This window comes from Rhodococcus sp. KRD197 (genome assembly GCF_017168235.1).
In the GTDB taxonomy this organism is placed as follows: domain Bacteria; phylum Actinomycetota; class Actinomycetes; order Mycobacteriales; family Mycobacteriaceae; genus Rhodococcoides.
The window spans coordinates 1,123,330-1,137,777 of record NZ_JABFAO010000004.1 but is presented as its reverse complement, the minus strand read 5'-3'; the positions used below and the strand labels follow the sequence as shown (position 1 = coordinate 1,137,777).

At 61.2% G+C, this 14,448-nt stretch carries 12 protein-coding genes; 2 read left to right on the top strand and 10 right to left on the bottom strand.

The window, feature by feature from the left end:
* The 5 genes from J1M86_RS11670 to J1M86_RS11650 form a co-directional block, all read right to left on the bottom strand.
* Positions 1-1,562 (bottom strand): Mu transposase C-terminal domain-containing protein (locus J1M86_RS11670; RefSeq protein WP_206510060.1); only part of this gene is annotated, 1,562 nt, incomplete at its 3' end.
* Between the two features lie 452 nt (positions 1,563-2,014).
* Positions 2,015-2,917 carry a DUF2637 domain-containing protein gene (locus J1M86_RS11665; protein ID WP_075839081.1) on the bottom strand — a complete coding sequence of 301 codons (903 nt, stop codon included), beginning with the start codon at positions 2,915-2,917 and terminating at the stop codon, positions 2,015-2,017.
* 440 nt (positions 2,918-3,357) lie between these two features.
* On the bottom strand, positions 3,358-4,128 hold the full coding sequence (locus J1M86_RS11660) for a ParA family protein (protein ID WP_075839080.1): 771 nt from the start codon (positions 4,126-4,128) through the stop codon (positions 3,358-3,360).
* A gap of 412 nt (positions 4,129-4,540) precedes the next feature.
* Positions 4,541-4,897, bottom strand: coding sequence for a hypothetical protein (locus tag J1M86_RS11655; protein ID WP_206509925.1), 357 nt, complete (start codon positions 4,895-4,897; stop codon positions 4,541-4,543).
* Between the two features lie 230 nt (positions 4,898-5,127).
* Positions 5,128-6,984, bottom strand: a complete 1,857-nt coding sequence (locus tag J1M86_RS11650; RefSeq protein ID WP_206509924.1) for a hypothetical protein — start codon at positions 6,982-6,984, stop codon at positions 5,128-5,130.
* A gap of 768 nt (positions 6,985-7,752) precedes the next feature.
* Here J1M86_RS11650 and J1M86_RS11645 point away from each other — a divergent pair.
* Positions 7,753-8,421, top strand: coding sequence for a class I SAM-dependent methyltransferase (locus tag J1M86_RS11645; RefSeq protein WP_075839076.1), 669 nt, complete (start codon positions 7,753-7,755; stop codon positions 8,419-8,421).
* A gap of 46 nt (positions 8,422-8,467) precedes the next feature.
* Here the strand turns inward: J1M86_RS11645 and J1M86_RS11640 are convergent, their stop codons facing one another.
* The 5 genes from J1M86_RS11640 to J1M86_RS11620 all read right to left on the bottom strand — a co-directional run bounded on the left by J1M86_RS11640 (position 8,468) and on the right by J1M86_RS11620 (position 12,108).
* Positions 8,468-9,661: an MAB_1171c family putative transporter gene (locus J1M86_RS11640; RefSeq protein ID WP_075839075.1), complete on the bottom strand. Its 1,194-nt coding sequence runs from the start codon at positions 9,659-9,661 to the stop codon at positions 8,468-8,470.
* A complete protein-coding gene (locus tag J1M86_RS11635; RefSeq protein ID WP_072692217.1) occupies positions 9,658-10,173 on the bottom strand; it encodes a hypothetical protein in 516 nt (171 codons plus the stop codon). The genes J1M86_RS11640 and J1M86_RS11635 overlap by 4 nt, the downstream gene beginning before the upstream one ends.
* Before the next feature lie 48 nt (positions 10,174-10,221).
* Positions 10,222-10,665, bottom strand: a complete 444-nt coding sequence (locus J1M86_RS11630; RefSeq protein ID WP_032406424.1) for a hypothetical protein — start codon at positions 10,663-10,665, stop codon at positions 10,222-10,224.
* Positions 10,666-10,683: 18 nt separating this feature from the next.
* Positions 10,684-11,250 (bottom strand): hypothetical protein, encoded by a 567-nt coding sequence (locus J1M86_RS11625; protein ID WP_206509922.1) that lies wholly within the window; start codon positions 11,248-11,250, stop codon positions 10,684-10,686.
* A 414-nt stretch (positions 11,251-11,664) separates the two neighbouring features.
* Positions 11,665-12,108: a helix-turn-helix transcriptional regulator gene (locus J1M86_RS11620; RefSeq protein WP_032406423.1), complete on the bottom strand. Its 444-nt coding sequence runs from the start codon at positions 12,106-12,108 to the stop codon at positions 11,665-11,667.
* A 1,052-nt stretch (positions 12,109-13,160) separates the two neighbouring features.
* On the opposite strand from J1M86_RS11620, the gene J1M86_RS11615 reads away from it, so the two are divergent.
* A complete protein-coding gene (locus J1M86_RS11615; RefSeq protein WP_206509921.1) occupies positions 13,161-14,444 on the top strand; it encodes a hypothetical protein in 1,284 nt (427 codons plus the stop codon).
* Positions 14,445-14,448: the final 4 nt, after the last annotated feature.

Sequence of the window (14,448 nt, the reverse complement as noted above, 5' to 3'; positions counted from 1 at the left end):
CGGGCACGGTTGCGCCGGGCTTTGCGGGTGGCTTTCTGCGAGCGGTCGGTGACCTCGCGCATCTGCTCGATCATCGAAAACAGTGCGCTCTCATCGACGTTCGACCGACCTTGTTCGCGGAGACGGGCGATAGCAGCTCTGTGCTCCCACAGTGTCACCGCGGGATGTGACATCGTCCGGTACGGCACCTCGACATAGCCGGCACCGTCTGGTTCGAGGACCCAGATTCTGCTCAGATCGCGTGGGTCACGTCTTATCACGAACCGCCCCAGATCCTCTCGCCGCGCAACCCACGGTTTGAGCGCGTTCGAGAAGTAGTGCACGTGATCGAGAACGAAGCCCGTGCGCGTCAGACGTCGCCGGATGACGGGAAGAAAGTCCACCAGGAACGCGGTTTCGCCGAGCACCACACGAGGGGCATGACCAGCTGCGGCGACCCCGCCGGCCCACACTGCGGCCGGAGTGTTCCCGATCCCTGTGTGAACGCTCGCGTGGTACGAGGCTATGGCCAGGACCAGCCAGCGCTCCAACTCACGCAATGTCAATGCCGCATGCTTGTCCGAGTCGTAACTTCCTCGGTCCGCTGGGTTCGAGAAGGTGGTCCCAGGCAGCTCGTGCACCGCCGTCATCGCCGTTCCGATGATGCGTTCGACGATCCCGCCGTAGTGCGGTCGGCCCGGAGGACGGTATTCGAGTGTGATGGCGTGCTGGGCGCATCCACGGCGCAGCGCTTCGCTTTTGAACTCGGAGGCGTTGTCGAGATACAACTGTTTCGGTTTACCTGCCATCGGCCACTGCACCTGCTCCGCGAGCTCGCATGCCTCCAGCCATGTCTGCTTCTCGCAGCACACGCGGCCCAGGCACAACCCGACCGATATCGACGACGGCGGCTCCAGAGTGACGACGAACCCGAGTACGGAACGGCTGAGGACATCGATGGCGATCGTCAGGTAGGGGCGACCGATCGGTTGCCGCTCGTACTCGTCGACGACCATCACATCGACGACGGTGTGGTCGATCTGGACCTGATCCAGAACCCCCGCAACTGTCGGTGGATCGTCGCCGGCGGACTGACGCGGGCGGGCGGCATCGGGTCCTCCGCGTGACCTGGCCACCGATGCCGGATGGAGCGCGGCGATACGCGCGGTGACGGTATTTCTGGCCGGCACAGGCAGACCCGCGCGATGACACGCCAACGCGATACGTCGATGCAGCACAGCGACACTGAGCTTCTGGCGGTGAAGAAAATAGCGGGTGAGATGATCGCCGATCACGTCTTCGACGTCAGCGGATATACGGCTGCGGCCACGCCCACCCGGCGAGACCTTCGTCAGAAGGTCGGTGACCGTACCCGTTTCGTCCCTGAGTTTGCCAAGCAACGCATAGACCCGCCGCCGCGACAATCCCAGTCGTTCGGCCGCATCATCGACCGCTTCTGAACGCACCGGATGCATCTCCAGCAAGGGAGCCAGGACAGCGAAACGGGTCTCGGCCTGGGACCACCGCTCCCCCGACGCTGTCAGCACACCGGTCTCCACGACGTGGAGATTGTCGGGGTCCATCACAGGCCTCCCTGTCACCGAGAGCCGAACATGCGACCGTGCACCGCACTTCTGACATCAGAATGTCAGAAGACACGTGCACTCACCCTCGAAACGCCTGCAAAGAGTGCAGCCGTCTTCTGAAACTGACAACGTGACTCGGCCCTGGAAGGCCGTTCTCGATCGTCCGTTATGACGATGGTCAAAACGCACACCCAAACCCGCAGGAAGCTGCTGAGCCGGGTTTCGGTCACAGCGAGCCCGACGCCTTTTCAGATCGGTCACTCGGGGGTGATTGGTGAGCGCAACCGAAACTCTGCCTCTACGAAGGACGGGTCCTGCGGAAGTGGTTTTGCTCGCTCGATGAATGAGTTGGCGATGATGTTATTGATCGATGCGCCGGCGTATCCGCGGTCGGCAAACTCATCGGCGTCCGCGCGGTGATCACAGCGGCGCGGGGGCTCGTTGCTGTGTCACCGTGTCGCCTCCGCATACTCGGGAGTCGCAGTATCGGAACTTGGGCTGGAAACTAAAGGATCAACCGCCGCGTCGCGTTTGAGGCGATCCTGGTTGCGGTCCGTCGAGTTTCGAGCTTCGGCTTCCGCTGCTTTCGCTGCGGTCACCGCATTCATCAGCGTCGCCCACTTGTCGTAGCGCTTTGACACGGCCGTAGCCGTTACGCCTAAGTGCCTACTGACGGCGGCGAAGTTGCCTTGAGTGTCTGGATGGTTCTGATACATGTGGGCGGTTAGCCAGACAGCGTCATCAAGGCCACCACGCTCGTCGAAGAGAGTGATGAGCTGGGCTGTCGCTTCGTTGGTCTGCGCGCTCTCGGCCTTAGGCGGCACCTCGACATCGGGGGCGGTGGTGTTGGGTGGGCCCGAGGCGCGGAGCCGAGGCGCGCTGATGACGATGGAGATCATCTCGCTCATCGTCATCACCATGAGGGGAGCAAGCGCTCCGATCGCCCCTGCAACCGAGGCATCGAGATCTGTCACCGTTAACACTGCGTGGTACGCGTTTCCCGCCATGCTGGCCAGGCCGGTAAGGGCAAAGACCGCGATAATGAATCTTCGACCAAGGATGGTTCGCCGGTCGGAGTGCTGAGACAGCGCGATTCGGAAGATGCCGGCCGCGAGGATCGGGCCGTCCAGCACTACGGGGATCACCCACGCCAAGTCGCGCGCGCCTGCCATAGCTGCCAGGTCATAAAGCGTCACGAAGCTGAGAGCGAAGCTTGATGCTGTGACCGCGAAAGCGACTATAAGCCCGATTACGAGCGCCCACACGATGACAGCGGGGTGTATTTCGACCGAAGGTGCCTCAGAGGGGCTCCCAGGGTCTTCGATGGCGGCTTGCGAGTTACGGTGGTTCATAGGTCACAGCTCCTTGGTTGTCTGTGGCCGATGGCCCCGGTGGTGTGTCAGCACTGCCGGGGCCCTGCAGGTGGTAGACAGGCCTGGGCGTTTCAGCTCGCCGTCTTACCGCTGCTTCGACGACTTTTGCTTGAAGTGGCCTGGGTAGGTCTCTAGGAGAGCGTGCTCGATGATTTCGCGGATGGTGTCGCCGGTTTCATCCATGACCGAGTCGATGGCTTCTCGGTAGCTCATACCCAAACGCGTCGAGAATTGAATGACTGGTTCGGCCCTCTGACGGCGGGGTCGCCCCACCGGTCGGGGCGGGATCTTCGTTGCCCGTGCGACCTCAGCGGAGTCAACGGCTTCATCGGCGGCGGGACGGGGCCCTCTGCGTGGGATGCTCAGGTCGGGTTCGCTACTCACTGTCGCTACCTTTCACGAATGCGTGAACGCATGCATTAATTAATGATTTTTGAAAATACCTGCTGGTAAGCGGCAAGTACAGGGGAACCCTTGTCGAACTTGCCGTACCACTCCCCTGTCATTCGCGACTGGTCAACTATCGTCCGGTTCGGGATGATGGGGCTGAGCTGAAGTCCTGTTTCATGTAGAAGCTCAAGCGCCTTGGTAGACACCTTCGTCATCACCGTGTCCTTCACAGCTCCGACGACAATCCCTGCTTCATGGAGATTGACCGCCGCCCCGATCTTCTCGCGGCTTGCTCGGAACTTTTGGACACTCTCTCGCGCCCCCTCGACCCCGTCGAGTCCGTCTTGATTGGCCGTGGCCGCGTAGACAACAAGCGTGGAAGCAGCCAGCGCGTTCTGGGTCAGAAGACCGCCCTGCCGGTTTGGGCAGTCGATGACTACGACATTCGAGGAGTGTCCCTCTAATGCCACGGCGAGGCGTAGCTCTGCATGGTCTTCGTAGTCCTTTTCGCGATTCGAGAGGGACCGCGCTGAAGGAAGAATTCGCAGACGTTCGGACCACTCGGTGGGAATTGCCAGGTCATCAGCCCACCCCTCCGGATTCGAGTCCGCGAGGATCGCTCCCACATGCTTCCAGGATTCGTCTGGATAACTGCCGACCCACTTGGTGGCAGCACCTCTGGGGTCCAGATCTATCAAGGTGGTGGAATTTCCAGCCGCCGCCGAAACCATCGCCAGCGATACAGCTGTGGTGGTCTTCGTGACGCCCCCGGCCTCGCTATACACCATGATTACCTTCATGAACTCATACTAGCACTAACTAACTCACTCACTCACTCACTCACTCACTCACTCACTCACGCGTTCGTTCACTCACTAGTTACGTAACTCACGCGTTCAGTCACTCACTCGATAACTAACTATCTAACGCATGCCTGCGTGAGTGAGTGCGTGAGTGCAAGATCTAAAGACAGAACGCATTAGTTCATGCAAGCATTATTTAATTAATGCTTGCATGAACTAATGCAGCCACATCGCAACCATGAAGTTGCTGGTCATTGGGTCCGGGACGCCCGAACCAACTAGAACAACAACCGGGGGCATGACACGCGACCCCACCTTCGCACTTCGGCATAACCGGATCCTCGTGCCCCCGCTCTTCCGCCACTACGGCCAACCGCATTGAGCTCCGCGACGCGTTTGAATGGGTCATTCACACGCCAACCTCACCGTCAGAGTTCTCGTTGCTTGCTGCGAGGCCGGCGATCATGTCCGCGGCCTCTGCTTCTGATGGCCAGTCTTCGGGGCCGGCGACAACCGGGAACAGATCTTCGAGGCGGGAATTGAACAAACTCGTTTTGAGCAACTCGACAGCCCGATTGATCACGGTTTCTTCGATGTGGTCGACGTGCACTGCCAGCCAGCCTCGTATCCCATCCGGGCCATTAGTCGCGGGGCCGAAGAGGCGTGTGAGCGCTTCGGGTCTGTACCCGTTCTCACTGACCAGTTGCACGGCTGTTAGCCAATCGTCGCTCGGCTCAGACACCCACACTTTGTGGTCGTATCGCATGTCCGCCTCGCTTGTTCGGCGGAAGCGCTCGTCTATGGGCAGATCCTTGGCGTCGTCAGGAGTGCGCAAGCTCCAGCTCGTAGCTTCTCCGCGTGCGATTTCTTCTTCCGTAGCGTCTCGGTAATAGCCCATAGGCAGATGGTATCGGGAGGCTCGCTATCTCGAATCTCGTTGTATGCGCCCTGGTGAGACGCCTCAAATGCGTCGGATCTACCTCCGACGTACGGCGTTCACCCTGGCACGATCACGGCACCTAGTTGGTCGCTAACAAGCTCGATCGCTTCCAGTTCCGGGTCTCTTCTGGGTGGGCCCGCTGACATCCTGGCTGCCCAGAGCTCCTCGGCGTCGTCGCCGAGTGGGGGAGCGGGATACATCGCTGGCAACCAGCTGCTTTTTGCGCCCACGTTGGCAGTGAGCCCCGTTTGCGGCTCGAAACGTCGCTCAAGCCAGACCTGCCACAGAAGCCTTTCAGCTCGGTGACGAACGATACGGTCGGCCGCGATGGTTCCGAGTCCGTGAGCGGCCGCTACGTCGTCCAGCGTGCGGCGTCCTAGGGTCAGCTTTGCGCTATCCCGTTCGATGAGCCCAGCGGTCATCAGATCCGCGAGGATTGCGTATCCGTTGGAAGGCCTGAGCTTGGCGGCAGCGAATGCGTCGTCGACGTCGGTGGCGAGCCCGGCCTCGACCAGCTCGTACAGTGCTCGGCCGCGAAGGCCCAACACACTCCAGGCCGGGTGTATCGGTTCAACCCGTGCTCGGTCGATATGCGACCGTCTAGGCCCGTTCGTCGTCGCTGCTGTGGTCAAGGCGTAGCGATCCGCCTCTCGACCTGCACCGCGTGCAACCAGCAGCAGGGGAGAGCCTGGGGTCTCTCGGAGCAATCTCAGCGCACTCCACACGGTCGATTCCGACATCAGTCCCGCTGCGTGCGAGAGGCTTCGACCGCCAACTGCGACTACCGGGACTCCCTCGACCAATTCGCCGGCCAAAGCGGACGTGTATGCGAGGGCCTGGACTACTGCGAGTAAGACCGGTCGTTGGCGGGTACCGAGAAATTCTGCGTCGATCCACAGCTTCGCCTGCGCAAGCCACTGTCTACGAACTCGATCTTTCAGGAAAGAACCATCCCCCCCTGTGTATCTGTTCTTGTGCGTGAGTTCGTGGAATGGCCGCACGATCGTCGCCGCCCAGCTCAGGGCCTTGTCCACGTCTCGTTGCAGCGCTGCGGCCGAATGGGTTCCGTACTTGTCGATGTAGGCGCGACGTAGACCGGACCACTTCGTGGTGGCGATCGCTTTCTCGATGTCCGCAGCGCTGGCACCACGAAGGACTGCGTGGCTGATGACGGACTGGCGTGCTTCCGACGGGGATTCCCAGAGGGCTTTGTGGGCTCTGGTGAACTTGCCGGTGGCCGCGTACGTCTCGACGGCCTCTGGCACGGGGGTGTTGCGGTGGTAACGCGGGTCCAGGCGTCGATCGCGTCCGATACCGACGACGCGCTCGTCCTGGGTCAGGGAGGCGGCGACAGCCGCAGTGGGAGTTCGATGCCGAGGAGTGGTTGCACCGCCCAGCAGAGCGATCAGGCGCGCGACGACGCCGCGATCGGACCGGACGGTGAAGGCGTCGATCGCGTCGTCGAGAGTGCCGTCGAGGAGTCGGTAGCCACCCTCTCGGCAGGGTGAGCCAGGGGGAGTGATGCATCCCCACTCCGCGTTGAGCATCGGAGTGGCGTCCAGGGTGACCAGGCGGGCAGTGAGCAGCTGCATCACAATTTTAATGTCGTCGACGCGCAGAGGGATGTCGGTGGCCATGGGCACCAGGACGTGGCGGCCACCGCTCGTAGAGCGGTCGGTGACGGTGCGCGCGCCGCATTCGTGGAGCCATCCCAAGGCACGTTCGACATCAACGTCGACTTGCTCTGGCGTGTGGTGTTTTGCGTCGAAGTCCAGCGCTAGCAGGCTCGTGCGGCCGCGCGCATAGATCGGCAGCGCGGCCGGCACGGACGGTAGGTGCTTCGTCAGACTCCGCGAGGTATCGAACTTGCCGCTAGCGGCACTCCACACCCGCATGGACCGACGCGCGGTCATTAATGGAGACAGTCGTCTCCAAATGTGGTCGGGCGTCGACATCGTCGACCCGACACGAGCATCAGTTCTTGAACCTTCATCAGGGCGCGAGGTACCCTGAGACAAGACCAGCAATAGTCTGTCCCTTCCAGGGGAATGCAGTACCGGAACGAAGATTGGCTCTCCGTTTCACCTCGGGCCCTCGACCTGCCAGTCGGGGGCTCGATTTTTTCGGTCTGCACTTGATGTGCAAATGGGGGCAGAGGCTAACCGTCCTCAAACCCGCCTCATTTTGTCCTTGCTATGCGGTTAGTGGCATCACCTCTTGATTCAGTTCGCGTACCAGGTCGGGGCGTCCGTGAACCACTGCGAGCAGATCCGCAAGGTACTGCGACGTAGACGTGCAGCCCGCCTCAAGTGCTCGCCGTTCGATCAGGTCACCAACCTCCACAGGGATGCGAGTTGCGTACATACGCCTCGACCCCTTGCTCTGCATGGCCATCGCTGACACCTTTCCCGGACGCCAATCCATCCCCGGATTCTGTAACAGATTGCGCCCAGCGGCGGTTTGACACGCCGTGAAGCTGTAACAAGATTCGGGCATCGGCTTGCAAGAGCAATTCACGTGCGCCCCAGTGGCCCGATGGAAGAGCGCTAGCCGTAGCACTCCGGCTCAACTCCTGGGCCGATCCGCCTAAGCGAACAAGCAAACAGATGAGGCAGACTCTTAGACCGCGTGGTAGCCACGCGGGGGAATGGCTCACACACTCCGAAAGGAACATCGGCTCGATGACATCTGACTCGACCCAAGCAGGGGCGGCTCCATACAGCAGCAATCTGTTCTTGAATGTGTACGACCTCTGGGTCATGCGACTATCGAACAGCTACGCCTGGCGCTGCAACCGACAGAATTTCCTTGACCTGTATAACGGACGCATCGGGCAGCGACACCTTGAGGTCGGCCCCGGCTCAGGCTGGCTACTCGCCAACGCGCAGCTACCCCAGGACGTTGATCTCACACTCACTGATCTCAGTCCGAATTCACTCCAGCACACATCATCTCGACTTCATATCCCCACAACGTCGATCGAGCACGATGTGCTCGAACCGTTCGACGACACCATCGGAAAGTTCGACTCAATTTCGATCAACTATGTGTTGCACTGCCTACCAGGCGATTGGTCGACCAAAGATGCGGCGTTCGATAACCTCGCTGCCCTGCTGAAGCCTCAGGGAGTGCTGTTCGGATCGACCGTGATCGGAGTTGACCAGCGGTACACCCTATTCGGCAAGGCACTGATGACGGCGTACAACAAGATCGGTGCGTTCGGAAATTGGCACGACGATCTGCCGGGCTTGGAAAAAGCGCTCGACATCCGATTCAAGCAGGTAGAGGTCAACATGGTGGGGAACGTAGCGCTCTTTGTCGCCAGGGATCCACGCGGCCTGGAGCGCTAAAACCGAGGCGAATGAGGCGAGCTGGTTCAAGCACTAGAGACGCCCGTTAGGGCCGTACTGTCTGCTGTTGGCGTAGTTTGCGCCAAGCCCTTGCCACGTGGACCAGTTCATCGCTCGTCGCGGTGAGGTCGTAGGCCCCCGATCGCTGCGCCAGCAACATCAAAAGGTCGTAGCGTTCGGGGGGTGTTTGCCCCGACGCCTTGGCGACATAAGCCTTTTCGAGCTCGGCGGCGATCCTCTCGGCCTTGAGTTCCGTCGAAGGTGTGTCGTTAGATGGGCTTGCGTTCCATTTGCTGAGTCGGCGTGCAGCATCGTGAATCTCAATAATTCTGCGGTGTAGTTTCCTCGCGGCGTCGGGGAGCTCCTCGTCACGGTCCGCTTCATCGAAACTGTCTGTTTCTGGTCTCGCCTCAGGCCGTCTGACCTCCGGAAACAGATCTGTCATGTCGCGCCAAAGAAGCTCAATCTCTTTCAGATTCTTACTGATTCGATCCTGCCCTAGCTTCGCCCGCAGTACTGCCGCAACCGGAACCGCACCCATGATTAACGATCCAGCAACCGCGAGGAAGTAAGTCAGGGCCTTCACATGCATCTCAGGGTCAGCCGACCCAGAACCTGTCAGGACCTCTTGGAGCGTGAGAATCGGGGTGCTTACACCAACGACCGCGAGCCCGAGCGCAATCACTATCGCCAAGCTGTAGAGGGCCTTCTCCCGCACTGCGGTATCGGGGTGCCGGGCTTCTCGGAGAAAGATCCGCATGACAGCGACAGCGACATACAGGATGGGGGCGTAGAAGGCGGTCCACAAGACAACCGCTGGCCACCCCAAGTACTGATCGACCAGCTCACCGGCCTTCCGTGATGGTGTGCCGGCTACCAAGATGACAGCGCTGAGCGCCAGACCGATCGCGTCGTAGACCCGTTGCCGCTTCCATACAGTGAAAGGGTCAGCCCCGATCCACAATCGGGACATGCCGTAGATAGCCATCACGATCATGACAATGCAACAGAAGGTCAGCTGCTGGAATAGTGCGACGTCGCCGAGCGGTTTGGGCAGGTGCCTGATCGCATCCTGAACCGCTCGTTCTCGAAGAACCAAGCCGAACCATCCGATGATCAGCGAGCGCGTAGTGAGCCGATCGATGAACGACGAGTTCAGCCAAGCGACGCGCACTACCAAAGTCAGTGCCATTAGTACGATGATTGGCCACGAGATCCAGGCCGGGACGGGGGACGTCATTTCGCTCTGAAGAATGTTGATCGCAGGGGCGACTGGCGGCGATTCCGGTTGACCATTGCCTCAACCATGATGCGGTCTGCGAAGGACTCGGCAGCGACCTCCTGGTCGTCCTCGAAGCTGTCGCGGCCCAGCGCAATTTCGATCGTCCGCTCCGGTATGTGCGGCAACAACACCCTGAGCATCGCCTTGCTGTGCTGCGATTCAGGCAGTCCAGTATGAGATAGCACCATATGCCCGACCTCATGACTGATCACCTGATCCGCTTGATACTCAGCCACGTCCGACCCGTACACGATGAAGTCGTCTTGCTTGCGTGCAACCCATAAGCCGCAAAGCGTCCCGGTCAGGCCTACACGGCTCAGGAGTGCCGACTCAACTGGCCATAGAACAATCGGCCGGTTGCGCTCTTCCGCGACAAGGTCGATAAATCTACGACGCGACCACGGCTCGTCTGACGGCATGTTCTCTGCAATACGCCGTACAGCCGAACGAATTTGACTCTCCTGGCTCACGGGTCCCGACTCCCTCCGACCTTTGTTACTTGAAAACAACGAACGCCGCTACACGTTACTCCTGGTACCGCCTGCATCAGTTTCTCTGCGTTCTTGCTGCTCAGGGAGCTGTTGAAGGATGTTCATGAGGTCGTCGGCGCTCATTTCGCCTCCGTCACGCATCGCGAGCAGCTGGACCCCAGATTCACGGAGATGGATCAGTACCGACAGCTCGCGGTCGTAGCTCTCCGCAACCGCGTCCCACTTGTTCGCGAGAAAGGATGTCGGAGCCTCGAAGTAGGCGGCGAGAGCTTGGACGAGGTCGCTGTCGACGAATCGCAGACCGGACTCGGCACGTAACGCCGCAATTTCCGTGTCGCGAACCAGCCGTTCCAGGGAGCTAGAAACCGCTTCGGCGACCGCGGCATTGCTGAGTTCCGGGTCGTCTGCCGTGTGAGTTGCCTCGAACAGTTTGTTGATTCTCAGGTGGAGAGGTGGGGTCGTCTTCGACATATCCATTTCCGTTCTTTGTCAGCGGGTTCGACTGTCTTTCAGCCGGCGTGAAAATCGCTTGGCTGTTGGTTGGTCTATGTCTATGGCATTGCCGTAAAGCCAACGCCGATACAGTTTTTCCTCGCGCTCCGGATCGTCCTCACTGACAGGAAGCTCCAGTAGCGCCGCAATGGCGGAATCGATTGCCTTGTTGTGCTGCCCGTGGTTGCGTTCCAGCGTCTCGGTGACGAAGGACCCGGCGATGGCCGAAACTGCAACATCGAGCTGGCCAAGGGCCGTCCTCAAGTCATCCAGACTTGATGTGCGGTTTTCCAGGCCGGCGACTTTCCCGTGAATGTCCCTCTGAGCAGCGAGCAGTTTAGTTAGAGGGTCGAGCCCGACGGCAATATTGCCCGTGCCGGATTTGTACGGTGCTCGGCCTAGAACAACTGGCTGGGCGCGTTCCCAATAGACATTCGCCGCGCTTCCCGGTTTCCAACTCAGTCCTGTATCGAACTTTCGCAAGGTACTCGGCCGCGGGTTACTAAGCTCTCCGCGCTCTGCCATCAACACGACGGGTTTTGTTGGGCCGCCGGCATCGCGCAACCCAACGATCGTGAGGTTCCGCTGCCTTCTGCGAGAGCTGACGCAGGTGGCAAACCAGAGAGGGTGTCCCGTTTGCGTCACTGAACCATCCTAGGGTCGAGGTCAATATGTGGTCAATAATCGACTGGGGGTAAAGAAACGCAGTTGGCCTAAATTGGCAGGTCAGCGCGGTGTGACTTATTCGAAATTGACTTCTACTTGCCCATCGCTCAGGGGGGCCATAGTGTTCCACGCGTGATGACGAAAGGTGACGCGCTCCGATCGGGCGTCGTGTTTCGTGGATCGACAAGACTCCAGCTGCGGAACGTCTCGCAGCCGGAAGGTGGCCGGCTCGTTACAGACGAGGTCGATCCCGTTCAGCTGCCACTGGACTGCACTGCATGCGACATGAAGGCCAGCTATCGAAGGCGATCGTCAGGGCAAGACGTCCGGCGGTCGATTCCTAACTCGATCAAAGGAGGCCACCACGCGCGACACCTCGAAACCAAGAGCACTCGCGATTTTCTGAGCCATCGCATCGGACAGCTTTACATGTCCGCGTTCGAGTGCGCCGATGTGCTGGGGGCTTACCTTGACTCGTCCAGCGAGGTCGCCCTGGGTGAGGCCTCGAGCTACTCGCAAGTCTCCGAGGTGTTCCTCGCTCGGATCGACGATCACCACGTCAGTCACAGCAGTATTCAGCACTGCGAGGCAGCGCGACAGCGCAGCAATGCCCGGATCGGCTTTCCCTTGCTCCCACTGGGAGTAGGTCGATGCACCGATGCCGCTTCGCCTGGCAACCTCCGCGCCACTGAGTCGCGCCCTGGCTCGGGCGTCCCGCAGGCGGCTCGGATCGAAGCCGCGGAGGCGGCGCTTCATCGCTGGTACTCCACGGTGACTCACAATGTCACCCGCCTATTCCTGGTAGCACATGATGCAGTGATTAAACAGATTGGTTACCACGGGTTGTTTAAACCGGACGCTCCAAGTAAGGTTTAGCACACGACCCGACCAAAGAAGAACCCCCGTGGTGCGCGTAGCTGATTGGCGTCCGCAAAGCGCATCCACGAGGGCCGACCCAGCAGACAGGGGTGCGACTTAGTCGCGTCCACATGGGCATTTACAGCCTATCGGACGTCGCCTAGGAGAGCGCCCCGGAAACGGAGCGCAACTGTGCTGTCGAGCAACTCAACCATCCTCGAAACACCCGTGGTGTCCGTGCGTAAGCAGCAGAGCCGGTGCGGCGCAGTGAACGACCGGGTTCTCGGTCTCGCCGTGTGCTCTCTTGGCTCCGCACCGCATTCCACTCACGCTCTTCTGTGCGAAGAGACTGGCGATCTCATGGGCGAGTGGACCGACGGTGATCCGACGTTCCGTGTACCCGTGGACGGTTCGACGACCATGTTCCGCGCCTGCCCTCTCAACTTCGGCGATGCGGCCTGATCTGGCCCTCAATCTCGACTGGGGTCATCTCTGACACCCAGTCGTGAGCTACAGGAGCTCCCCGACGCCCTGTAGCTCGACCGATGGACCGGCGCGAGGGTCGCGCAGTAAGCGCATTTCATCATGTTCGGTGCTGCGCGGCCCCGCCGGGACATCACCAGAATCCCGTAACCCCCTCTCAGAGAAAGGATTAGACAGGTGCCGTTCTTCCTTCAGTGGATTCTCTTCCTGAACTCCCTCTCATCGCAGTTCGCCTCCTGATGCCGAAAGCGAGTGGTGGTGTGGGTGATCGGACCCGCAAACCTTCGGCATCACCTGCACCCCACCCGTCTTTCGATGGAGCATCATCCACTGATAGCTGAATGACATTGCTATTCAACATGATTGGTTGACAACCAATCGACACCACGCCCGGATGGTCCGGACTACCACCCAGGATCGACCCGCTGTAAACCCAACGCTCGTGTTCGTCAATGAAAGGTGAAGAAATGTTCAGATCGACTGGCAGTGGAGGTCGGCATCGGCGTACCTCGACGCGGATCGCCGCTGCATGCGCCATCCCCATTGCATTGTGCATCGCGTGCGCCGGTGTCGCTCAGGCTGCACCGGGTCAGCCGGGTGTGTCCGTTGCGCCGGGCCAGCAGCCTGGTGTGACCCAGCCGGCTCCGGCACCCGCCCCGCCCGCTCCCGAGGACTCGTACATCGCCGGCTACAGCCCGATCTACGACTACTCCGAGACGCGCACCGTCGACGACTACAACGCAGGTCGACAGCGGCCCTCCTACGACACCACCTACTACTCCGAACCGGTCGTCTACGAGAGCAGCCCGGCACCGATCCAGGGCCCCGGCATCAGCGATAGCCCCGAGACCGTCGCTCCCGCACCGGTACCGGCACCAGCGCCGGTGCCGGTGCCGACGGTCAAGCGGCCGACGATCGTGCCGATCGAGGTCGATGACGACTCCGTCCTGATCGGCGCGACCCCGTATCGAATCCCCGACGGCGTCGACCGTGTCTTCGCCCGCCAGGTCTCGAACACCTTCCAGGCCATCCAGGCAGACGGCGGAAACCTCCTCGTAGACAACGGCCTTGCGACCGCCCCGCGAGCTGACCGTATCGCCGCCGGTACCGCTGCCGGTGCCGTGACGGGTGGCCTGGTCGGACTCGGTGTCGGACTTGTCCCCGGCGCAGCGATCACCGCCGGCGGCGCGGCCGTCGGTGCCGGACTCGGCGTGGCCGCAACCCCCGTCCTGACTCCGGCGATCGTCTGGGCCGGCCCGGTCGGCTACGTCTTCGTCCCCGGCGCAGCGGCACTCGCTGGAGCCGGTGTCGGAGCGGCGGTGTCGGCACCGATCGTCGCGGCGACCACCGCGGTCGGCGCTGCAGCCGGTGCTCTGATCGGCGGCGCGGCCGCCGGCGGCGAAGCAGCGACGATCGAGGAGCCTGCACCCGCTCCTGCCCCCGCAGTCGATGCGGCACCCGCAGCGCCGGCTACCAGCCCGGTTCCGGTGACCCCGGCACCACTGGCGACGGAGGCGGGACCGGAGCTGGTCGCTCAGGCGAGCACCGCCCTTCAGAATGCTGCCCCGGTCGTCGAAAAGGCCGTCAGCGACGCAGGCACGTGGGTTGCACCAGCCGCTACCGCGGTAGAGGGCTTCGCCTCGACCGTGGTCGAACAGCCCGCCGTCGCGGAGGCAGTCGCCGCTGCAGGACCGGCCCTCGAGCAGGCCAATGCGGCGTGGCAGGCCCTGACCACAAGCCAGCCCGTCTAGAGGA

Excerpts from the sequence above, each read along its gene's own strand:
- J1M86_RS11665 (WP_075839081.1), bottom strand. The coding sequence starts at position 2,917 with ATGAACCACCGTAACTCGCAAGCCGCCATCGAAGACCCTGGGAGCCCC.
- J1M86_RS11660 (WP_075839080.1), bottom strand. The coding sequence starts at position 4,128 with ATGAAGGTAATCATGGTGTATAGCGAGGCCGGGGGCGTCACGAAGACC.
- J1M86_RS11655 (WP_206509925.1), bottom strand. The coding sequence starts at position 4,897 with ATGCGATACGACCACAAAGTGTGGGTGTCTGAGCCGAGCGACGATTGG.
- J1M86_RS11650 (WP_206509924.1), bottom strand. The coding sequence starts at position 6,984 with ATGACCGCGCGTCGGTCCATGCGGGTGTGGAGTGCCGCTAGCGGCAAG.
- J1M86_RS11645 (WP_075839076.1), top strand. The coding sequence starts at position 7,753 with ATGACATCTGACTCGACCCAAGCAGGGGCGGCTCCATACAGCAGCAAT.
- J1M86_RS11640 (WP_075839075.1), bottom strand. The coding sequence starts at position 9,661 with ATGACGTCCCCCGTCCCGGCCTGGATCTCGTGGCCAATCATCGTACTA.
- J1M86_RS11630 (WP_032406424.1), bottom strand. The coding sequence starts at position 10,665 with ATGTCGAAGACGACCCCACCTCTCCACCTGAGAATCAACAAACTGTTC.
- J1M86_RS11620 (WP_032406423.1), bottom strand. The coding sequence starts at position 12,108 with ATGAAGCGCCGCCTCCGCGGCTTCGATCCGAGCCGCCTGCGGGACGCC.
- J1M86_RS11615 (WP_206509921.1), top strand. The coding sequence starts at position 13,161 with ATGTTCAGATCGACTGGCAGTGGAGGTCGGCATCGGCGTACCTCGACG.